The 20,984-nt window shown below is 62.4% G+C and carries 16 protein-coding genes; 10 read left to right on the top strand and 6 right to left on the bottom strand.

Features of this window, described 5'->3' with window-relative positions; all coding sequences use genetic code 11:
* Positions 1 to 18 precede the first annotated feature (18 nt).
* Positions 19 to 708 carry a lysoplasmalogenase gene (locus IB234_RS17670; protein ID WP_192320340.1) on the top strand — a complete coding sequence of 230 codons (690 nt, stop codon included), beginning with the start codon at positions 19 to 21 and terminating at the stop codon, positions 706 to 708.
* Here the strand turns inward: IB234_RS17670 and IB234_RS17665 are convergent.
* Positions 660 to 2,330 (bottom strand): diguanylate cyclase, encoded by a 1,671-nt coding sequence (locus IB234_RS17665; RefSeq protein ID WP_192320337.1) that lies wholly within the window; start codon positions 2,328 to 2,330, stop codon positions 660 to 662. The genes IB234_RS17670 and IB234_RS17665 overlap by 49 nt on opposite strands.
* Before the next feature lie 202 nt (positions 2,331 to 2,532).
* Between IB234_RS17665 and IB234_RS17660 the strand changes: the two genes are divergently transcribed.
* The 3 genes from IB234_RS17660 to cmoB all read left to right on the top strand — a co-directional run bounded on the left by IB234_RS17660 (position 2,533) and on the right by cmoB (position 4,879).
* Positions 2,533 to 3,102 carry a hypothetical protein gene (locus tag IB234_RS17660; protein WP_192320335.1) on the top strand — a complete coding sequence of 190 codons (570 nt, stop codon included), beginning with the start codon at positions 2,533 to 2,535 and terminating at the stop codon, positions 3,100 to 3,102.
* A gap of 65 nt (positions 3,103 to 3,167) precedes the next feature.
* Positions 3,168 to 3,911, top strand: a complete 744-nt coding sequence (cmoA, locus tag IB234_RS17655; RefSeq protein WP_192320332.1) for a carboxy-S-adenosyl-L-methionine synthase CmoA — start codon at positions 3,168 to 3,170, stop codon at positions 3,909 to 3,911.
* Positions 3,908 to 4,879 (top strand): tRNA 5-methoxyuridine(34)/uridine 5-oxyacetic acid(34) synthase CmoB, encoded by a 972-nt coding sequence (gene cmoB, locus IB234_RS17650; RefSeq protein WP_192320330.1) that lies wholly within the window; start codon positions 3,908 to 3,910, stop codon positions 4,877 to 4,879. Before cmoA ends, cmoB begins: the two co-directional genes overlap by 4 nt.
* Before the next feature lies 1 nt (position 4,880).
* Here the strand turns inward: cmoB and IB234_RS17645 are convergent, their stop codons facing one another.
* Entirely contained in the window at positions 4,881 to 5,849 is a 969-nt protein-coding gene (locus IB234_RS17645) for a GlxA family transcriptional regulator (RefSeq protein ID WP_192320328.1), read from the bottom strand.
* Between the two features lie 105 nt (positions 5,850 to 5,954).
* Between IB234_RS17645 and IB234_RS17640 the strand changes: the two genes are divergently transcribed.
* Both IB234_RS17640 and IB234_RS17635 read left to right on the top strand, forming a co-directional pair.
* Positions 5,955 to 6,341, top strand: a complete 387-nt coding sequence (locus tag IB234_RS17640; RefSeq protein WP_192320326.1) for a PaaI family thioesterase — start codon at positions 5,955 to 5,957, stop codon at positions 6,339 to 6,341.
* Entirely contained in the window at positions 6,338 to 7,117 is a 780-nt protein-coding gene (locus IB234_RS17635; protein ID WP_192320324.1) for an alpha/beta fold hydrolase, read from the top strand. Before IB234_RS17640 ends, IB234_RS17635 begins: the two co-directional genes overlap by 4 nt.
* 3 nt (positions 7,118 to 7,120) lie before the next feature.
* Here the strand turns inward: IB234_RS17635 and IB234_RS17630 are convergent, their stop codons facing one another.
* A complete protein-coding gene (locus tag IB234_RS17630) occupies positions 7,121 to 7,954 on the bottom strand; it encodes a S1 RNA-binding domain-containing protein (RefSeq protein WP_192320322.1) in 834 nt (277 codons plus the stop codon).
* Positions 7,955 to 8,255: 301 nt separating this feature from the next.
* Between IB234_RS17630 and IB234_RS17625 the strand changes: the two genes are divergently transcribed.
* Entirely contained in the window at positions 8,256 to 10,457 is a 2,202-nt protein-coding gene (locus IB234_RS17625) for an LTA synthase family protein (protein ID WP_192320319.1), read from the top strand.
* A 45-nt stretch (positions 10,458 to 10,502) separates the two neighbouring features.
* Here IB234_RS17625 and IB234_RS17620 read toward each other — a convergent pair whose 3' ends face one another.
* Positions 10,503 to 11,639 (bottom strand): PQQ-dependent sugar dehydrogenase, encoded by a 1,137-nt coding sequence (locus IB234_RS17620; RefSeq protein WP_192320317.1) that lies wholly within the window; start codon positions 11,637 to 11,639, stop codon positions 10,503 to 10,505.
* Between the two features lie 100 nt (positions 11,640 to 11,739).
* On the opposite strand from IB234_RS17620, the gene IB234_RS17615 reads away from it, so the two are divergent.
* Complete coding sequence (locus tag IB234_RS17615) at positions 11,740 to 12,462, top strand: rRNA pseudouridine synthase (RefSeq protein ID WP_192320314.1); 723 nt, start codon at positions 11,740 to 11,742, stop codon at positions 12,460 to 12,462.
* On the opposite strand, the gene IB234_RS17610 is transcribed toward IB234_RS17615, so the two are convergent.
* Together IB234_RS17610 and IB234_RS17605 are read right to left on the bottom strand one after the other, a co-directional pair.
* On the bottom strand, positions 12,446 to 14,080 hold the full coding sequence (locus IB234_RS17610; protein WP_192320312.1) for an ATP-binding protein: 1,635 nt from the start codon (positions 14,078 to 14,080) through the stop codon (positions 12,446 to 12,448). The genes IB234_RS17615 and IB234_RS17610 overlap by 17 nt on opposite strands.
* Complete coding sequence (locus tag IB234_RS17605) at positions 14,077 to 14,802, bottom strand: response regulator (RefSeq protein WP_192320310.1); 726 nt, start codon at positions 14,800 to 14,802, stop codon at positions 14,077 to 14,079. Before IB234_RS17605 ends, IB234_RS17610 begins: the two co-directional genes overlap by 4 nt.
* Positions 14,803 to 15,471: 669 nt before the next feature.
* On the opposite strand from IB234_RS17605, the gene IB234_RS17600 reads away from it, so the two are divergent.
* Together IB234_RS17600 and IB234_RS17595 are read left to right on the top strand one after the other, a co-directional pair.
* Entirely contained in the window at positions 15,472 to 18,354 is a 2,883-nt protein-coding gene (locus IB234_RS17600) for a ribonucleoside-diphosphate reductase subunit alpha (protein WP_192320308.1), read from the top strand.
* A 375-nt stretch (positions 18,355 to 18,729) separates the two neighbouring features.
* Positions 18,730 to 19,974, top strand: coding sequence for a ribonucleotide-diphosphate reductase subunit beta (locus IB234_RS17595; protein WP_192321004.1), 1,245 nt, complete (start codon positions 18,730 to 18,732; stop codon positions 19,972 to 19,974).
* Positions 19,975 to 20,984: the final 1,010 nt, after the last annotated feature.

Genomic DNA, 20,984 nt, shown 5'->3' with positions numbered 1-20,984 from the left:
CAACAAGAGAAACCCACCATGCGCTCACTGCTCCTGATCGTCGCCCTCGCGGGCGCCACGCTGTTCCTTCTCGGCCACCAACTCGAACTGCCCTGGCTGCGCCTGCTGAGCAAGCCGATACCGGTAATCTGCCTGCTGATCTGGTTACGCGAGGCACCCGCCGGCGCCTACCGACGCTGGATCGCCATCGGGCTAGGCCTGTCGCTACTGGGTGACATGTTGCTGGAGTGGCCGGCGGATCTGTTCGTGTTCGGCCTGGGTGCCTTCCTGCTGGCTCACCTGGCCTATCTGGTGGCGTATCTGGGCGATACCCGCCGCCTGGCCGCGCTCGACCTGCTGATCGCGGCGCTGGTGGGCGGCGGCATGTTCTTCGTGCTGGCCAGCAGCGGCCTCGGGACGCTGGTGCTGCCGGTAGCGCTATACAGTCTGGCCATTGGCGCCATGCTGTGGCGCGCATTGGCCCGGATCGGTGTGGTGGCAGCCTCCTCCGCCTGGCTGGCGGCTGGCGGTGCTGCACTGTTCGTGCTGTCGGACAGTCTTATCGGCATCAACCGTTTCGTTGCGCCATTCGAAGGTGCGCGCTACGCCATCATTCTCAGCTACTGGCTGGGCCAGTTCGGTATTGCCGCCTCGGCGCTCGCATTGCTCGCCAGGCCGGTTCAGCTGGACGGCGCTTCCTCCGCGGCGCCGTCCATTTCCCGGCGGTAGACGCACAGCCGATTACGCCCGCTGCGCTTGGCCTGGTAAAGAGCCAAGTCGGCGGCGTGCAGCAGCGCGTCCATCTGCTCGCCATCCTGCGGGAACCAGGCCAGGCCAAGCGAGATATTGATGGGGCCCAGCGGCTGGCCGCCGTAGCGCACCTGCTGGCGGCTCACCGCGAGACGCAGCGATTCGCAACGCTCGACGGCATCTTCGCGGCTGATCTCCGGCATCACCAGGCAGAACTCCTCACCGCCATAGCGACAGGCCAGGTCGCTGGTGCGCACGTTGCGCTTCATTTCCGTGGCCAGGTGACGCAGCACCAGGTCACCGGCCTCGTGGCCAAAGGTGTCGTTGAAGCGCTTGAAGTGGTCGACATCCAGCAACACCACGGCCACCGGGGACTGCTTGCGCGAGGCCCGCAACAACTCTCGGCGCAGTGTCTCGTCGAGGAAGCGACGGTTGTGCAGGCCGGTCAGCGCATCAACCAGAGACTGCTGGCGCAGGCTCTCGCGTAGCGACAGATTGGACACGCCCAACGACACCTGCTCGGCGAAGGCCTCGGCCAACTCCAGGTCGGCAGCGTGATCGCCACTCAGGGTCAATACACCGAGCGGCTCGCCCTGGGCCATCAGCGGCACACAGATGTAGCCATGCTCGGCCAGCACCGAGCCTTCCAGGTGCGGGCACAATAGATCCTTGCCCGGGTCGCCCACCTGATGACTCTGACCACGGCGAATGGCCCAGCAGGAGTGCGGCTCGAAAAGGTCCAGTTCCACCGGCCAGGCGCCCCAGTGGGCGACGCTTTCCAGTATGTCCCGCGAGGGATGATAGAGGGTCAGGCTGCCGGCGTTGTGAGGGAACAGCTGGCCGGCGAAGCGACCGATGATGCCATAGCACTCGTCGAACTGATTGATCGAATGTAGAGCGCCAGCCATGCGACTGAGCAGGGATATCTCACGGTTGCGCATTTCCAGGCGTTGCATGCCGCTGGATAGCTGGTCGCTGAGTCGTTGCAGGCTCTCGCGAGACTCACGACCTTCCTTGAGTGTGCGGAAGGTGAAGTAGAACAGAAGGCCGATCAGCAGCAGGTCCAGCACACCGATCACCGCCAGGCCAATTACCATTACCTGTTGCTGCCACTCCCCACGCTGCTCCAGCACCAACAGGCGTGCCTTCAGGATGGCTTGCTGTTCGCTGCTAATGGCACGAAGCCGGTCCATCAGTTGCTTGCCCTTGCCGGTGGCTACCCGTGCCACGGCGGCGTCGATTCCCTCCTGACGGCGTACGTCGATGGTGCCCTGCAGGAAAGTGCGTTGCTCGGCAATCACTGGCCGCATGCGTTCGAGCAGCTGCATGAACTCGGTATCGCCCTTGGCCAGCCGACCAAGCTCGAGCTGCAGGCGATCCACCTCGGCAAAACCCAGATACAGCGGCGAGAGGAAGTCGTCTCGACCGGTGATGACGAAGCCACGCTGTCCGGTTTCGCCGTCGGTCAACGCCGACAACAACTGCTGGGAGCTGCTCAGCAGCCTCTCTTCCTGCGCGAAATCCACGTGCGTGGCATCTATCCAGCGCTCACTCATGACTGGCACCAGCAAATTCAGGCTGAGCATGAGAATGGCCAGCATGAAGCCAGCCTGGAGTCGGGTTGCCGTCCGCATCGCCCTGCTTTTCCTTATCGACCAGATAGCACAAGAGTAACCGCTGCGATGCGGTTAGCCACCCGTTTTCCCGTTCTATCCCGCAACCCTCGACTGTTTCATGCCCGACACGGCAACTCATCGGTAAATCGTCTATAGAGAGATTCGGAACCTCTGGAGGACGCTAGCCATGCAAGGCAACTCGTGGGCGCTGTTGGTGCTTTCCCTGTGTGTGTTGCCTGGCTGTGGCAGCCTGTTGCCCAGTGAGCAGGCCGAGGTGCTGTCCCCTTTCAATGACTACCTGGACGCCGAGATCCGCTACTCCCAGGCACAACCAGGCAAGACCACACGCTCCGAGCTGTTCTCCCTGGGCTTCGACCCACTGGCCCAGGGCAACGGCAAAATGCTCTCGTTCATCGACCTGCGTCTGATGTTCGTCCAGCCCAACGTGCCCATCGAGTACCTGCCCGATGGCCTGCTGCAGTGCCTGGAGGCCAAGGACCGCTGCATCGGCTACGCCTTCGACTTCAACAAGACCGATACCCAGCGCGTGGGCAACTTCTGGGCCGACGTGTTCAACTTCCGCAAGAAGCGCGAGTTGCAAGGCTGGGCGTTCCGCGCGGTGTTCGTGCTGGTCGACGACACGCTGGTACACAAGGTCAGCAACGGCGAGCCGAACATCCGCCGCTACGAGGTCAAGCGCAACCCGCTGGGTCCGTTGCAGGGTGCCGGCGAGTTCTTTTCCGACCAGCTGAAATGAAGGTTGTTGGGCCACGCCCCGCTCTTGGCTAGAATGCCGGCCTTTTCCGCAGCGAACCGACCGACGTGAAGCAGCAGCCCGACCGACTCTTCGCCCAGCCCCAAGACCAGGTGCCGGACTTCGTCTTCAACGAGGACGTGGCCAAGGTCTTCCCGGACATGATCAAGCGCTCGGTGCCGGGCTACCCTACCATCGTCGAAAACCTCGGCGTGCTCGCCGCACAGTTCGCCCAGCCGCACACCGCCCTGTACGACCTCGGCTGCTCCCTCGGCGCAGTCACCCAGGCCCTGCGCCGTCACGTGCGCACCGATGACTGCCGGGTGATCGCTGTGGACAACTCCCACGCCATGGTCGAGCGCTGCTCCGAGTACCTTCACGCCCAGGATGCGATGTTCCAGGAATTGCTACCGGTGGAAGTGATCGAGGCCGACATCCTCGCCCTCGACTTCCAGCCCGCCTCGCTGGTGGCACTGAACTTCACCCTGCAGTTCGTCGCCCCCGAACAGCGTCAGGAGCTGCTGAGCCGCATCCGCCAGGCCCTGCTGCCTGGCGGCGCGCTGATCCTCTCGGAGAAGCTGCGTTTCGAAGATGAAGCCGAGCACGAACTGCTCGGCGAACTGCACCTGGCTTTCAAGCGCGCCAATGGCTACAGCGAGCTGGAGATCGCCCAGAAACGCAGCGCCATCGAGAACGTGATGAAGCCGGACAGCCTGGAACTGCACCGCGAGCGACTGCTGGCCGCCGGTTTCTCCAAAGTCGTGCCCTGGTTCCAGTGCCTCAACTTCGCCTCACTGATCGCCCTGCCATGATCTTCTCCCGCCTCGACCTCGACGCCCTGCAACAGCAGCTGGCGGGCACGCCGTTGCAGGATTGGGCCGCCGGCCTACCTGCCCTGCTCGACGCCAAGCTGGCCGTCGGCCACGGCGACCTGGAGCGCTGGTTCGCCGCCGTCGAGAAGCTGCCTGAGCTGACCGCCGAGATAGCCGAGCTGCGCACCGCCCTGCGCCTGGACGGCATCTGCGACGAAACCACCCGCGCCGCTCTGAAAAGCGCTCTGCAGGGGCTGATCCCCTGGCGCAAGGGCCCATTCGATCTGTTCGGCGTGCATGTCGACACCGAGTGGCGCTCGGACTGGAAGTGGGAGCGGGTCGCTCCACACCTGGACCTGGCCGGCAAACGCATCCTCGACGTTGGCTGCGGCAACGGCTACTACATGTGGCGCATGCTCGGTGCTGGCGCCAGAGCGGTGGTCGGCGTAGATCCCAACTGGTTGTTCCTCAACCAATTCCTCGCCGTCAAAAACTATCTGCCCGACTCGCCGGCCTGGCACCTGCCATTGGCGCTGGAAGAGCTGCCGGCCAGGCTGGAAGGCTTCGACACCGTATTCTCCATGGGCGTGCTCTACCACCGCCGCTCACCCATCGACCACCTGCTTGAGCTCAAGGACTGCCTGCTCAAAGGTGGCGAGCTGGTGCTGGAGACCCTGGTGGTCGAGGGCGATGCCCAGCAGGTCCTGGTGCCCGAGGACCGCTATGCGCAGATGCGTAACGTCTGGTTCCTGCCCTCGGTCCCGGCACTGGAGCTGTGGCTGCGCCGCGCCGGCTTCATCGATGTGCAGTGTGTGGACGTTTCCATCACCAGCTTGGAAGAACAGCGCGCTACCGACTGGATGCGCTTCCAGTCGCTGCCGGACTTTCTCGATCCGGCCGACCATGGCCGTACCATCGAGGGATTGCCGGCGCCAACCCGTGCCGTGCTGGTGGCGCGCAAGCCCTGAGTCAGGCGGCTGGCGCTCCCGTGTTCTGCCGCCATTGGGCAGGCGTGCAGCCCAACTCGCGCTTGAATAGACGCACGAAGAAGCTGGCATTCTCGTAGCCCACCTCGTAAGCGATCTCCTTAATACTCAGGCGTGAGGCGATCAATAGCTTCTTCGCCTTGTCGATTCGCACCCGCTGCAAGTATTGGGTGGGTGCGATACGCGTGGCGCCCTGAAAACGCCGCTTCAGGTTGCGCTCGCTGAAGCCGAAGCGCCGAGCCAGCGCCTCTATGCGCAAGGGCTCGGCATGATGCACCTCGATCCACTCCTGTACGCGCAACACCGCCTCGTCATCGTGGTTGCGATAGCCAGGCAGCAACGGCTGCAACCGACGCGGTTCGGACACCAGCAGGTGGGCGGCGCACAGCTGGGAGAACGGATCACCACGATCCTGCGCCACCATTGCCAGCAACGCATCGAACCCACCATTCAACGAGCCGGCGCTATAGACCTGACCAATCTGCACATAGGACTCGTGAACGGTGAAGCGGCAGCGTGGGAACAGTGTCTGCAAACGACGCAGATAGGCCCAATGAGTCGCCAGCGAAGTACCGTCCACCAGCCCGGTGGCTGCCAGCAGGCAGCTGCCGGTGGTCAAGGCCAGGACCGGACAGCCGCGACGCAGATGCGCGGTCAGCCAGTCGATCCTCGCCCTCGAACGCTCCAGCAGCTCGCCGATACGCGGCCCCTCTACCGCAGGGACTATCACAAGGTCAAAGACATCGTCCGGCAGCATCCGGCCATCCACTTCGATGGCGGAGCCACTGGCGCTATCTACCGCCTCACCGTCCTCGGTGAGCACCTGTATCTCATAGCCATGGCCCAGGCCGACATGCGCCTCCAGCAGAGCAACGATGCGAAAGAAGTCCCTGGCTGAGTACAGGCTCATGGCCCAGCAGCCGGGAAAGGCGAGTATGGCGATGCGCTTCATGGGGTTCCTCATGGCCCGATCGGACTACAGCTTAACCTGATCGGCAGTTCCTGCGCCCTCGGCCAAGCCAATAGGATCGACCCCATCGCCATCGGAGTCAGACACATGCATACACAGCCCTACACCGTCAGAGACTGCTTCGCCCAGCTGCGGGGCGTGGAGTCGCTGGAAAGCACCTTCGACGGCGCAAGCTGCCGCATGCGTATCAGCGAAGCCCATCGCAATGGCCTGGGCACTCCGCACGGTGCGGTGATCTTCGCCCTGGCCGACATCGCCTTCGCTTCCGCCTGCAATGCCACCGAGGCCACCTACATTGGGCTGCAGGCCGAAATCCGCTATCTCAATCGGGCCATGGGCGACGAGCTGACTGCCCGGGCCGAGCTGGTCAGCGCTTCCGGCCGACTGGCCCACTACCTAGTCAGCGTCAGTGACGCCGAACACAACCGGATCGCACTGCTCACTGCGTCGGCCTACCGGTTGCCGCCGCGATGACAGAAGAAGCCTGGATCGAAAGCAACACCGGCCGCCTATTCGCCAGGCGTTGGCACCCTCGGACCGTACGCTCGGACGCAGCACTGGTACTGCTGCACGACTCGCTGGGATGCGTCGAGCTGTGGCGCGACTTCCCACGGAGTCTGGCCGAGGCCACTGGGCGCGAAGTGATCGCCTATGACCGCCCTGGCTTCGGCCGCTCTGCCGCGCATCCTCATCAACTGAACAGCAGCTTCATCGCGGCCGAGGCACACGATGGGTTCGCGGCGACTATCCGGCACTTCCACGTCAACCGCTTCGCCGTCCTCGGTCACAGCGTGGGCGGTGCCATGGCGGCGTACTGTGCGGCAGCATCTGCCGGGCACTGCATGGCGCTGATCACCCTGTCGGCCCAAGCCTTTGTCGAGGAGCGTACGCTGCAAGGTATTCGCGCCGCCCGCCAGTCATTCTCCCAGCCGGAACAACTCGCCCGCCTGGAGCGCTACCACGGAGACAGGGCCACCTGGGTACTCGATGCCTGGGTGAACAGCTGGTTGGCTGACAATTTTCGTGACTGGTGTCTGGATGCAGTGCTGTCGCAAGTGCAGTGCCCGCTCCTGGCCATCCACGGCAGTGAGGACGAGTATGGCTCGCTACGCCATCCCGAACGCATCACCGCGCTGGCGGTTGGCCCGGCCGAAACGCTCGTCCTGCCGTGCGGACACCTGCCGCACCGAGAACAGCCGGAACGGGTGCTGGAAGCCATCGCCGACTTCCTTGCCCGGCACTCCGACTGACACTCAGACCAGTTCGATACGGTCGTCGTGAATGCGGATCAGGCCCTGCTTGAACAGCCCGCCGATGGCCTTCTTGAAGTTGCCCTTGCTCACACCGAAAACCTTGCTGATGGACTCCGGCGGACTCTTGTCGGACAGCGCCAGGCTACCGCCGGCTTCGCGCAGGCGCGTGAGGATCAGCTCGGACAGCTCGTCACGAGCCTGCTGTCCTATCGGCTGCAGACTCAGGCTGATCTTGCCGTCGTCACGCAACTCCTTGATGAACCCCTTCTCCAGGGAGCCCCCCCGCAGGAACTTGAACACCTCGTTCTTGTGAACCAGGCCCCAGTGCTGGCCGTTGATGATGGCCTTGAAGCCCAGGTCGGTCTGCTCCACCACCAGCAAGTCAACTTCCTGACCGACCTGATAGTTGGCCGGCGTCTTGTCCAGGTAACGGTCCAACCGCGCGGTAGCGGTAATGCGCCGGCTACGGTCGAGATAGGCATGCACCACGCAGTAATCACCGACCTGCAGCGGTCGCTTCTCCTCGGAGTGCGGCATCAGCAGGTCCTTGGACAGTCCCCAGTCGAAGAACAGCCCGATGCGATTGATATCGACCACCTTCAGGCTGGCAAAGCCTCCTACCTGCAGCTTAGGCTTCTCGGTGGTGGCGATCAGGCGGTCTTCGCTATCCAAATAAATGAACACGTTGAGCCAATCACCAACCTCGCAGGGCTCGCCCTTGGGGATATAGCGCTTGGGCAGGAGGATCTCGCCGTCGGCGCCGCCGTCGAGAAACAGGCCGAAGTCGGCCACCTTGGCCACCGGCAGAGAGTTGTAGCGCCCGATCAGAGCCATGGTCGTCACCTAATTCACAGAGGCCGGCATTCTACCCGTAGAACCTGCTTACAATCTGCTACGCGTCAGATCGATGGGGAAAAACCTCGGCAACAGCAGCGCAAAGCACCCGCTACCGCTGCGCTAGGGCGGCTTTCGCCTCCCGTTTGGCACCAAGATGGCTGGCCAGGCTCAACGGCTTGCCATGTGCCCCACTGGCATCTAGCACGGGCATGTTTCAGAATCATGGCAGGCCGCAACTACGGCCCTTTCCATTTGTCTGAATAACACGGACTCTCGCTGCCCTATCTCAGGAGCTCCTGTGCGCCTTTCGAGCCGTTGGCTGCCGTACCCTGCCGCGTCGCTTCTCGCCCTCGGCCTGCTGTTCCTCATACTGCCCATCGCCGCACGCTACTGGCTGGGCTGGTCGAGCTGGCCAGGCTATGTCTCCGACCTGGGCATCGGCAGCCTGCTTCTCGTGCTTTGCTATCGCCGCCCGTTTCTCGCGGCACCACTCGGCATCGCCTGGGCCCTCTTGCTGGTCGGCAACGCCGAACTGGTCAACGCCGTGGGCCGCATGCCGGAACCCAGCGACCTCAAGTACCTGAGCGACCCTCAATTCGTCAGCCAGTCCACCCAGGGTGGCGGCATCCGCTATCCGATTCTGGCCGGCGCTCTGGTCGTGGCCGTGCTGGCCTGCCTGCTGCTGGGCCGCCGCCGCGGTCCGAAGATTTCACGCTACGCCTACATGCTGCCCGCAGCCCTGCTGTTCAGCCACGCCGCCGACCAGTACATGGAACCCAGCGAGGATGACCAGTGGCACCTGTTCAACCTGCCGCACAAGCTGCTGGCCGAGGGCTCCAGCCGCGCGCGTATGGCCGTCGAGGACTGGTACGCGGGCGAGGAGTCCGGACTGCCGCCGGACATTGACGGCCTGAGCAAGCTGGACCTGTCCGGCAAGCCGCTACTTCCGGGCGGCGGCAAGGCACGCAACGTACTGATCATCACCCTGGAAGGCATCCCCGGCGCGTACATCGCCAAGAACCGCCAGCTGATCGGCAGCAACTACGAAGAAGACCTGATGCCACGCCTCAGCGAGTGGGCCGAGCGCAGCATGACCACACCGGACTACGTGTTGCACAGCCACCAGACCATCCGCGGCCTTTACGCCATGCTCTGCGGCGACTACAGCAAGCTGGACTCAGGCACACCCAAGGGGGTCGAGCTGCTCAACAGTCAGACCCGCAACTTGCAGTGCCTGCCGCACCAGCTGCGCACCATGGGCTTCCGTACCCACTTCCTGCAGGGTGCAGGGCTGCGCTTCATGGCCAAGGATCAGATCATGCCGCACATGGGCTTCGAGAAGACCAACGGGCGTGACTGGTTCAAGAACAAGCCCTACCTGGAATTCCCCTGGGGCATGGACGACAAGGCCTACTTCGAGGGCGCGCTGAAGTACGTCAAACAGCTGCGCAGCAACGAGCGCCCATGGATGCTCACTCTGCTCACCGTTGGCACCCACCAGCCCTACTCCGCACCCGCGGAGTATCTGGAACGCTTCCCCACCGCCAAGCAGGCAGCAATCGGCTACTTGGACGACGCGGTGGGTGACTTCCTCGACGCACTGGAAAAACAGGGTGTGCTCAAGGACACACTGGTCATCGTCACCTCCGACGAGTCCCACGGCCTGGAGAACGTGCGCCTGGCCTCGGCCTGGGGCTTCAACCTGGTGCTGGCGCCGGATGCAGAAAAACTGCCCAGGGTGAAACCAGGCGTGTATGGCCATGTCGACCTGACCGCGTCGGTGCTGGACTACTTCGACCTGCCGGTGCCGGACAACATCGCCGGCCGCTCGCTGTTCCGCGACTACAGCACCCCGCGCGAGATCATGTCCTACACCAACGGGCTACTGCGCCAGCACGACGGCAAGGTATTCACCGAGTGCAATTTCCAGCAGGTCTGCCGGCGCTATGAGAGCAGCGGCTTCATCGCCGACCATGCCAAGTACCTGGGTCGCGTCAGCGGACGCCAGGCGCGTCTGGTCAGCCAGCGCGCCACCCTGCTCGACCAGTCGATCACCGGCGGGCAGATCGGCCAACGCTACCAGTTCGCCAACCGCGAACGCATCGACCTCAAGCTCGAGTCGCGCGACGACTGGGCGGACAACCTGATCGGCGCCCAGTACCTGGAGATGCCCAAGGGCACCCGCACCCGCGTGACCCTGAAGATCGAGGCCGTGCGCCTGGACCGCAACGGTGCTGCACTACGCCTGCTGACCAAGGAGTTCGACCGCAACAATAGCCTGACTATCCCCGCACTACCGGCACTCAAGCGCGGCGAAAGCGTGGAATTGAGCTTCGACTTCGACAACCCGGAGACGCGCAAGGCCTTCTCTTTCCATCTTCTCGGAGAAGGCCGCGGCGCCATCCGCATCAGCGACTTCAGCGTGGTGACCGAGCCACTGCCGCCGGAGCTGGTCGCCTCACAGGTGCCGGACACGGCGATGGATGCGGCCGCGCACTGAAGTCGCAAGCCGAGCAAGGCACGGCATGCCTACCCTGCTCGGCTGCTACGGCCTCTGCAGCCCCAGCCTGATCAACTTGCCGTCCGGCGCATCGGTCAGCAGGTAGAGATAGCCATCTGGTCCCTGGCGCACATCGCGAATGCGCCACCCCCTGTCTTCCAGCAACCGCTCCTCCTGGCCCACCTTGTCGCCGTCCAGCGGCAGGCGGATCAGACCGGGCTGGGCCAGCGCGCCGATGAACAGGCTGTGCTGCCAGGCAGGGAAGCGCTCGGCGGCATAAAAGGCCATGCCTGAAATGCCCGGCGACTTCTTCCATACATGGTGCGGAGCTTCGGTGCCGGCCACCGTCTCGCCTTCGGCCTCGGGAATCGGCAAGAAACTGTAGTTGACCCCATGGGTGGCCTTCGGCCAACCGTAGTTCAAGCCCTTCTGCGGGATGTTTATCTCGTCGCCGCCGCGCGGGCCGTGCTCGTGCAGCCAGAGCTGGCCATTCCACGGATTCACCGCCAATCCCTGCGGGTTGCGGTGGCCGTATGACCAGATTTCCGCCCTCGCTCCAGCCTTGCCGACGAATGGATTATCGTCCGGCACGCTGCCACCGGGCTTCAGCCGTACCAGTTTGCCCTGCAGCTTGTTCAGGTCCTGAGCCGTGGAGCGCTGGTTGTTTTCACCCAGGGTGACGAAGAGGAAGCCCTCGCGGTCGAATGCCAGGCGCGAGCCGAAGTGAACGCCCTCGGACAACTTGGGCTCCTGGCGAAAGATGACCTGGAAACCCTCCAGGCCGCTCATGTCATCCTTGAGCCGCCCACGACCGACCGCGGTGCCGGCCTTTTCGCCATCCTCGTCCGACTCGGCGTAGCTCAGGTAAACCAGGCGATCGCTGGCGAACTGCGGCGACAGGGCTACGTCCAGCAAACCGCCCTGCCCTCGCGCATACACATTCGGCACGCCGCTCAGCGCGCTACCTAGCCGCCCCTGGTCGTTCAGCCAGCGCAGCCGTCCGGGGCGCTCAGTGATCAGGCTGCCCTTGCCGTCCGGCAGGAAGGCCAGGCCCCAGGGATGTTCCAGGCCGCCCACCACCTCCTTCAACTCCAGCTCACTCTCTTTCTCGGCCACGGCCATTGCCGGCAAGCCCAGGCCGAGCAGCGCGCTGGCGGCCACACACAGAATCGTCTGTCTCATGTCGTCGCTCCTCTTCGAAGGCTAACCTTGTAGCCCAATCCCGGCTCGCACCCCAGGCCAGGTACAATGCCTTTCATTTCCTGATGTGACACCCGCCGACATGACCGAAGCCGAACGCCTTTCCAAGCGCCTGATCCAGCAAACATCCTGCTCTCGGCGCGAAGCCGAGCTGTACATCGAGGGAGGCTGGGTCACGGTGGATGGCCAGGTGATCGAGGAACCCCAGCACCCGGTACTGAACGAGAAGGTCGTGCTGCTGCCAGGGGCCAAGGCCGAGACCCAGCCGCCGATCACGCTGCTGCTGCACAAACCGGTCGGCCTCGGTTGCGGGCTGGGAGCCAACTCCACGCAGCAGTTGCTCAGCCACACGCACCACTGGAGCGAAGACGCCAGCGGCATTCGCCCGCTGAATCGCCATTTGCGCCGCTTGGAACTGCTGACCCCGCTGGAAACCGATGCCAGTGGCCTGCTGGTGTTCAGTCAGAGCCATGCGGTTGTGCGCCTGTTCAAGGAAAAGGGGGCGACGCTGGAGCAGGAGTTTCTGGTCGACGTCACCGGCTCATTGGATGAAAAGGGCCTCAAGCGCCTGGCTTTCGGCCTCAGCTACAAGGGTGCGACCCTCCCGCCATGCAAGGTCAGCTGGCAGAGCGAGACGCGCCTGCGCTTCGCCATCAAGGCCGTGCAGCCGGGGCAATTGCGCTTCATGTGCGAGAGCGTCGGCCTGCAGGTGCAAGGCGTCCGCCGCCTGCGCTTCGGCCGTACCGGACTGGCCAAGCTGCCGGTCGGCCAGTGGCGCTACCTGGGTCTCAACGAGAAGTTCTGAGGTCCGCTGGCGCCGGCTTGCTCTGCTGACGCGGCCATATCAGGCTGAATTGCGCGCCACCCAGGCCAGCACTGCGCCCGACATACGCGCGACCGTCATGCCAGTAGATGATGCGCCGCACGATGGAGAGCCCCAACCCATGGCCACCGGAGGCCCGGGTGCGGCTGTCGTCCAGCCGCAGGAAGGGCGTGAAGATGTGCTCCCAGGCCTCCTCCGGTACCCCGGGGCCGTCATCTTCGACATCCACCCGGCACCGCTCCTCGCCGACGCTGTAGGTCAGGCGAACCCTCGACTCGGCGTGGCGCATCGCATTGCTCACCAGATTCTGCAACGCACGGTGCAGGTAGCGCGGCTCCGCCTCCACCAGCGCACTCCCGTCCGGGGCATCATGGCACTGCCCGCGGTCGACGCGGATACTGGCGCGTAACGGCGCCAGCTCGCCGATCACCTGGTCGAGCATGGCTCGCAGGTCCACACACTGATAGTTCAGCTCTGGCGAGCCCTGCTCCAGGCGGGCGTAGACCAGCATCTCGTCGACCAGCTTGTCCAGCTCCTGGATGTCGCCGTCCATGCCTTCCATGTACTTGCGCCGCGCCTCGTCGCTGTGGGCATCGCCGATCATCTCCAGGCCGAAGCGCAGGCGCGCCACCGGCGTGCGCAACTCGTGGGATACCGCGCGGACCATTTCCCGCTGCACGCTGAGCAGGCGCTGCAGCTGCTCGGCCATGGCGTTGAAGGTGGACGCCAGCCGCCCCACCGAGTCGGCACCCTGGGTTGGCGCGCGAGCATCCAGGCGGCCACTGGCCAGATGGGCGGCGGCGTCCTCCAGCGCCTGCAAGCGACGCTCCAGGCGCCGCACCAACAGGTAGAGAATGCACCCGGTGAGCGTCAGACCGAGCACCCCGATCAACACCAGCAACTCGGTCGGATAGGGATTCATCTGGTAGATCGGGCCAACCTCCAGAACCCAGGGCGTACCGACCATGCCGGCGATCACCCGGATCGAGTCGCCGCCCTTGCCCAGAGCCAATACGGTATCGCCTTCATCGACACGGCGCTGCTGATCCTCGTCCAGGTCGACCTTTTCCAACGTCACCAGGCGCAGGTCGAAGCCGAACTGCTTCTCGTCCTTCAGCGCAGCCAGCCGCTTCGGCTGCTCGACAATGGGCGAGCGCACCAGTTCATCCATCAGCAGGTAGACGGTGGCGCGCGCCAGTTGCTCGCTGATCTGCTCCACCTCGGTGCTCAGCACCAGCCTTTCCTTCGCGCTGACCAGGGCATAGACCCGTGCGGCATGCGGACCCGTCTGTTCCACCAGCACCTGGCCACGCAGCAGGCGCCCCCGGGCACGGCCGTCCAGCGGCTCGGCGGAAAGGTCCTGCAACTCCAGGGAAACGCCGATCAGGCGGCTCCAGGTAGTCAACGCCCGACGGCGATCCAGCGGTGCCATCGGCTGCAGGTTGTCCGCCATCAGGCGGAATGTGCCGCGTGCCAGTTGCTCGCGGTACAGGTCACTGCGCACCTCGTTGGTCAGCTGCAGGGCACCGACCCCAAGCAGTGCGACCAGCACCAGAGAGGCGATGATCCCGCCGTAGATGCGCAGGAAGATGGTGTTCATTGCAGGGCGCTGGCGGCCTCGGCGACGAACAGGTAGCCCTTGCTGCGCACGGTCTTGATCAACCGCGGATGCATGGGGTCGTCACCGATCTTCGGACGAATGCGCGAGATGCGTACATCGATGGAGCGATCCTGGCCGTCGTACTCGATGCCGCGCAGGGCGGTGAATATCTCTTCGCGGGAGAGAATGCGTCCGGCGTTGGCCGCCAGCAGCCAGAGCAGGTCGAACTCGGCACTGGTCAGCTCGATGCCCGCGTCGCGCAGCCAGGCCTCGCGCAGAGCACTGTCGATGACCAGCGGGCCGAACTCCAGGCGGCGCAGGTTCTCCACCGGCGGCACCTCCGCCCCCCCCTCGCTGCGTCTCAGCAAGGCGCGGATGCGCGCCAGCAACACGCGCGGGCGCACCGGCTTGCACACATAGTCGTCGGCGCCCATCTCCAGGCCGAGCACCTCGTCCATATCATCGGTACGGGCGGTGAGCATCAGGATCGGGCCGTTGTACTGGCCACGCACCTTGCGACAGATGGAAAGCCCATCCTCGCCCGGCAGCATCAGGTCGAGTACCACCAGGTCCGGCTGCTCCTTGAGGATGCGCGCCGCCGCTCGTGCACCATCGGACTCGATCGCCACCTGCAGACCATTGCCCTGCAGGTATTCCTGGGTCAGCTCCGCCAACCGCTGATCATCCTCGACGATCAGGATCTGCCAGGCTTCTTGCTCCACGAACTCTCTCCAGCGGATACGCCATAAGTGGCGGCATTGTAACAACCGAAACCGGTTAGCACAGCGCATGCCAGAAACACTACATATTGTGTTAGGGTCCGCAAGGTTTCAGGGCATTTCACATGCCGAAAAAACAGCCCGCCAGGGGCGACGAACGGTACAGCCCAGCGTTCGCGGGGCCTGCCGCCCGAACAGGCGAAACGACCCACAACTCACCCACAAGTTATCCACAGAAAGCTCACCCTCGCCTCCCTTGCAAAGCCCCCGATAGCGCATTATCTTGTATCCCCATCGCGCCTCGACCCAACATATAGTGGTCAGCCGAGGCCAGGGACACTAAGAAGAAAGAATGCAGAGGGGCTCGATTCGCGCGCTACCGTTAGCATTTCCGCTCAGTCGCCACCGCTGCGGCTGGTCAGCACGGACCGCGTAGAACACTCCCCCTGTATTCACTAAACGACCACGAAGTCGCGCAGCGTCGATCACTACAGATAGTGGTCATGCCAAACGCCTTCAATGGTGGTCCGCAGCCAGGACGGCATCCGAGTCAGCCTGTACTGCCGCAAGTTTCTCGATGTCTGGCCGGAATGCCGGGCGTCGCGACGTTTTATCAAGGGAATGAACACAAGACACCTTGCGTGTCCAAACCAATTAGAAGTGGAGAACCTCATGCACACCGACACAACTCGCGAGAACCCGCAGGCCGTGGCGCCGCAGGCAGCCGAATCCAGTCAGGATCTGGCCGCCACCGCCCCGGGCCAGCTGCGCGTGATCAAGCGCAACGGTACTGTCGTGCCCTACACCGACGACAAGATCACCGTGGCCATCACCAAGGCGTTCCTCGCAGTTGAAGGTGGCAATGCCGCCGCCTCGTCGCGTATCCATGAGACCGTCGCGCGCCTGACCGAGCAGGTCACCGCCACCTTCAAGCGCCGTATGCCGTCCGGCGGCACCATCCACATCGAAGAGATCCAGGACCAGGTCGAACTGTCCCTGATGCGCGCCGGCGAACAGAAAGTCGCCCGCGACTACGTGATCTACCGCGAAGCACAGGCCTCCAAGCGCAAGAGCGCCAGCGACGACGTCGCCCAGCCGCACCCGAGCATCCGCGTCACCAAGGCCGACGGCAGTGTGCAGCCGCTGGACATGGGCCGCCTGCAGACCATCATCCGCGAGGCCTGCGAAGGCCTGGCCGAGGTTAACGGCGCGCTGATCGAGTCCGAGACCCTGAAGAACCTGTACGACGGCGTGGCCGAGAAGGATGTCAACACCGCCCTGGTGATGACCGCCCGTACCCTGGTCGAGCGTGAGCCGAACTACTCCTACGTCACCGCCCGCCTGCTGATGGACAACATCCGCGCCGAGGCCCTGGGCTTCCTCGACATCGCCAGCAGCGCCACTCACCACGAGATGGCCGACCTCTACGCCAAGGCCCTGCCGGCTTACGTGGAAAAAGGCAGCGAGTTCGAGCTGATCGACGCCAAACTGAAAGAGTACGACCTGGAGAAACTGGGCCGCGCCATCAACCACGAGCGCGACCAGCAGTTCACCTACCTGGGCCTGCAGACCCTGTACGACCGCTACTTCATCCACAAGGACGGCATCCGCTTCGAACTGCCGCAGGTGTTCTTCATGCGCGTGGCCATGGGCCTGGCCATCGAAGAGCCGAAGAACCGTGAAGAACGCGCTATCGAGTTCTACAACCTGCTGTCCTCGTTCGATTACATGGCGTCGACCCCGACCCTGTTCAACGCCGGCACCCTGCGCCCGCAGCTGTCCTCCTGCTACCTGACCACCGTGCCGGACGACCTGTCGGGCATCTACGGCGCCATCCACGACAACGCCATGCTGTCGAAATTCGCCGGCGGCCTGGGCAACGACTGGACGCCGGTGCGCGCGCTGGGCTCCTACATCAAGGGCACCAACGGCAAATCCCAGGGCGTCGTACCCTTCCTCAAAGTGGTCAACGACACCGCCGTGGCCGTGAACCAGGGTGGCAAGCGCAAAGGCGCCGTCTGCGCCTACCTGGAAACCTGGCACCTGGACATCGAGGAATTCCTCGAACTGCGCAAGAACACCGGTGACGACCGCCGCCGTACCCACGACATGAACACCGCGAACTGGATTCCGGACCTGTTCATGAAGCGCGTGTTCGACGACGGCCAGTGGACCCTGTTCTCCCCGTCCGAAGTGCCGGACCTGCACGACCTGACCGGCAAGGCCTTCGAAGAGCGCTACGAGTACTACGAAGCCCTGACCCAGTACGGCAAGATCAAGGTCTTCAAGACCATCGCCGCCAAAGACCTGTGGCGCAAGATGCTGTCCATGCTGTTCGAAACCGGCCACCCGTGGCTGACCTTCAAGGACCCGTGCAACCTGCGCAGCCCGCAACAGCACGTGGGCGTGGTCCACAGCTCGAACCTGTGCACCGAGATCACCTTGAACACCAACAAGGACGAGATCGCAGTCTGCAACCTGGGCTCGATCAACATGGTCAACCACATCGTCGACGGCAAGCTGGACACCGAGAAACTCGGCCGCACCGTGAAGACCGCTGTGCGCATGCTCGATAACGTCATCGACATCAACTACTACTCGGTACCGCAGGCACGTAACTCCAACCTCAAGCACCGTCCGGTCGGCCTCGGCCTGATGGGCTTCCAGGACGCCCTGTACCTGCAGCACATCGCCTACGGCTCCGACGCGGCCATCGAGTTCGCCGACAAGTCCATGGAAGCGATCAGCTACTACGCGATCCAGGCTTCCTGTGACCTGGCCGACGAGCGCGGCAGCTACTCCACCTTCGACGGCTCCCTGTGGTCCAAAGGCATCCTGCCGCTGGACTCCCAGCAGATCCTGATCGAGGCCCGTGGCCAGAAGTACATCGACGTCGACCTGTCCGAATCGCTGGACTGGGCGCCGATCCGCGAGCGCGTGAAGAAAGGCATCCGTAACTCCAACATCATGGCCATCGCGCCGACCGCGACCATCTCCAACATCATTGGCGTGTCGCAGTCGATCGAACCGACCTACCAGAACCTGTACGTGAAATCGAACCTCTCCGGCGAATTCACAGTGATCAACCCCTACCTGGTACGCGACCTGAAGAACCGCGGCCTGTGGGACCCGGTCATGGTCAACGACCTGAAGTACTACGACGGCTCCGTACAGCAGATCGAGCGCATCCCGCAGGATCTGAAAGACCTGTACGCCACCGCGTTCGAAGTCGACACCAAGTGGATCGTCGATGCCGCCAGCCGTCGCCAGAAATGGATCGACCAGGCTCAGTCGCTGAACCTGTACATCGCCGGCGCCTCGGGCAAGAAGCTGGACGTGACCTACCGCATGGCCTGGTACCGTGGTCTGAAAACCACCTATTACCTCCGTGCCCTGGCCGCGACCAGCACCGAGAAGTCCACCATCAACACCGGCAAGCTCAACGCCGTGTCCAGTGGTGCGATCGACGAAGGCAACTTCGCCGCCCTGGCCGGTCCGGCTCCGGTACCGAAGGCTTGCGCCATCGACCAGCCTGACTGCGAAGCGTGCCAATAAGCGCACGAATCCGAGCGACGCCCGCGTTATTGCCCGGCAGGTCCGCCCCCATCACGTGCACTAGCACGCTCAGGGGCTCGGACCAGCCAGGCGCCTAGCGCTCACTCAGCTTCGCGCTTGCACCGAGTTGCCGAGGTAAAAGCCAAAAGCGACCCGGACCGTTTGTTTCCCCTCTCCCCTCGGGAGAGGGGCCAGGGGTGAGGGAAACCAGCCCCAAGAACATCTCCCCTCGCCCGCCCTGCGGACCTGGGCGCCACCAGTCGGGTGGCACGGCTCAAACCCTTGCGTGCAGATCGCAACGGAACATAATCAGAATTACTGGATACTCATACAGGCCGTACAGAACCCGGCCCGATGACCAAGCAGGAGACCACCATGCTCAGCTGGGACGAATTCGATAAGGAAGACGGCGCAGAAGCCGCCACCAAAGGCACCGCTCCGGTAGTAGGCGCCGCTATCGACAAACTGGACAACGATGCCGCCGGCTCCGTGGAAGACGCCCGCGCCGTCTCCGCCGACGACTCCGACGCCGTCGCTCGCGCCAAGAAGGCCCTGAACGACCTGGACATCCAGGAAGGCCTGGACGATCTGGAAGGCTCGGCCGCCCGCGTACAGGTCGGCGACAAGCAGATGATCAACGCCCGCGCCGACCTCAACCAGCTCGTACCCTTCAAGTACGACTGGGCCTGGCAGAAGTATCTGGATGGTTGCGCCAACCACTGGATGCCGCAGGAAGTGAACATGAACGCCGACATCGCTCTGTGGAAGAGCAAGGATGGCCTCAGCGAAGACGAGCGCCGCATCGTCAAGCGCAACCTCGGCTTCTTCTCCACCGCCGACAGCCTGGTTGCCAACAACCTAGTGCTGGCCGTGTACCGCCTGATCACCAACCCCGAGTGCCGCCAGTACATCCTGCGCCAGGCCTTCGAGGAAGCGATCCACACCCACGCCTACCAGTACTGCATCGAGTCGCTGGGCATGGATGAAGGCGAGATCTTCAACATGTACCACGAGATCCCGAGCGTGGCGAAGAAGGCCTCCTGGGGCCTCAAGTACACCCGCTCGATCTCCGATCCGAAGTTCGAAACCGGCACCCCGGAAACCGACCGCCAGTTCCTGCGCAACCTGATCGCCTACTACTGCGTTCTGGAAGGCATCTTCTTCTACTGCGGCTTCACCCAGATCCTCTCCATGGGCCGCCGCAACAAGATGACCGGCACCGCCGAGCAGTTCCAGTACATCCTGCGCGACGAATCCATGCACCTGAACTTCGGTATCGACGTGATCAACCAGATCAAGATCGAGAACCCGCATCTGTGGGACGCCCAGATGAAGGACGAAGCGACCCAGATGATCCTGCAGGGCACCCAGCTGGAGATCGAATACGCGCGTGACACCATGCCTCGCGGCGTACTGGGCATGAACGCGGCCATGATGGAGGACTACCTCAAGTTCATCGCCAACCGCCGCCTGACTCAGATCGGCCTGAAAGAGGAATATCCGGGTACCAACAACCCGTTCCCGTGGATGAGCGAGATCATGGACCTGAAGAAGGAGAAGAACTTCTTCGAGACTCGCGTGATCGAGTATCAGACTGGTGGTGCGTTGAGCTGGGACTGATTCCTGGGTCTAGACCGTTAGGACAGATTACAAGCGCTTTACCTGAGTACGGATGTTCGGGGTAGCGAGAGAAACTAAAAGCCCCGCCTAGTGCGGGGCTTTTTTATTAAGCGAAGATTATGAACCAACAAATACCAGAATTAATTAAACTTTCATTCAAAACCAAAGAAGCAATCATCCAGAAGATACATGAGCTCTCTGGAAAAATCGAAAAATCCTCTGCAAATTCTTTTCTTAATGAAATAAAAAATGTTGCGGACGACTATTCAAAGAGCTCCTACTCCACCACTGACAAACTAGGATTCGCAGAATCCATTTCAAAAATCGGAAAAGAGCTTTGCGTATACCTAGAAGAAACCAGCTTATAAAAAATCAACACTCAAGAAATATTTAGCAACTGCGAAAAAATACAAATAATTCTTATAAAAAATAGACATCGAAACCCCAGCCACAAAAGCAACAATTCGCTTAGTGAAATCAACGAAACTTCAGTTAGAAAAATACGAGAGTCAATTGCCTTAATCGAAGGCGAAATTGACAAAAATCGCTCAAACCAAAACCATCAAACATTAAAAATTTCAACTAAAATATCTGAGCTTGAAGAAACCATTAGCGATCTCGAAAAAAGAGCATCACTAGAAATACAAAAAATACAAAATATTTACAAAGAAACAGAGATTCAATTAGAAAACAAAAAGAGCGAAGTTAATGAATTAATAGGACATATATCAGGCGACGTAGTATCAGGCAGCTATGAAAGCAATGCCGCGGCTGAGAAAAAGACAGCTGACAGACTTAGGAACGCCTCTTTATTCTGCATGATCCTAATTGCCATTCTCATGGGGTATGCTTTTTGGGAAACCACTACCGCCTCGACTCTTGACTGGGCAAAATCAATGTCACGACTCGCACTAGCCCTAATCCTATCAGTACCGTCTGCATACCTAGCTAGAGAGTCTTCAAAACATAGGGAGCAACAATATAGCCACCTACAAACCTCGCTCGACCTA

Origin of the sequence: Pseudomonas sp. PDM16, assembly GCF_014851865.1 — a bacterium.
Lineage (GTDB): Bacteria > Pseudomonadota > Gammaproteobacteria > Pseudomonadales > Pseudomonadaceae > Aquipseudomonas.
This window is presented reverse-complemented; position numbering and strand designations above follow the sequence as displayed.

What these genes read in the sequence shown, in the direction of transcription:
- IB234_RS17660 (WP_192320335.1), top strand. Translation starts at nt 2,533, where the DNA reads ATGCAAGGCAACTCGTGGGCGCTGTTGGTGCTTTCCCTGTGTGTGTTG.
- IB234_RS17630 (WP_192320322.1), bottom strand. Translation starts at nt 7,954, where the DNA reads ATGGCTCTGATCGGGCGCTACAACTCTCTGCCGGTGGCCAAGGTGGCC.
- IB234_RS17670 (WP_192320340.1), top strand. Translation starts at nt 19, where the DNA reads ATGCGCTCACTGCTCCTGATCGTCGCCCTCGCGGGCGCCACGCTGTTC.
- IB234_RS17645 (WP_192320328.1), bottom strand. Translation starts at nt 5,849, where the DNA reads ATGAAGCGCATCGCCATACTCGCCTTTCCCGGCTGCTGGGCCATGAGC.
- IB234_RS17640 (WP_192320326.1), top strand. Translation starts at nt 5,955, where the DNA reads ATGCATACACAGCCCTACACCGTCAGAGACTGCTTCGCCCAGCTGCGG.
- IB234_RS17620 (WP_192320317.1), bottom strand. Translation starts at nt 11,639, where the DNA reads ATGAGACAGACGATTCTGTGTGTGGCCGCCAGCGCGCTGCTCGGCCTG.
- IB234_RS17635 (WP_192320324.1), top strand. Translation starts at nt 6,338, where the DNA reads ATGACAGAAGAAGCCTGGATCGAAAGCAACACCGGCCGCCTATTCGCC.
- IB234_RS17595 (WP_192321004.1), top strand. Translation starts at nt 18,730, where the DNA reads ATGCTCAGCTGGGACGAATTCGATAAGGAAGACGGCGCAGAAGCCGCC.
- IB234_RS17600 (WP_192320308.1), top strand. Translation starts at nt 15,472, where the DNA reads ATGCACACCGACACAACTCGCGAGAACCCGCAGGCCGTGGCGCCGCAG.
- cmoB (WP_192320330.1), top strand. Translation starts at nt 3,908, where the DNA reads ATGATCTTCTCCCGCCTCGACCTCGACGCCCTGCAACAGCAGCTGGCG.
- IB234_RS17615 (WP_192320314.1), top strand. Translation starts at nt 11,740, where the DNA reads ATGACCGAAGCCGAACGCCTTTCCAAGCGCCTGATCCAGCAAACATCC.
- IB234_RS17610 (WP_192320312.1), bottom strand. Translation starts at nt 14,080, where the DNA reads ATGAACACCATCTTCCTGCGCATCTACGGCGGGATCATCGCCTCTCTG.
- IB234_RS17665 (WP_192320337.1), bottom strand. Translation starts at nt 2,330, where the DNA reads ATGCTGGCCATTCTCATGCTCAGCCTGAATTTGCTGGTGCCAGTCATG.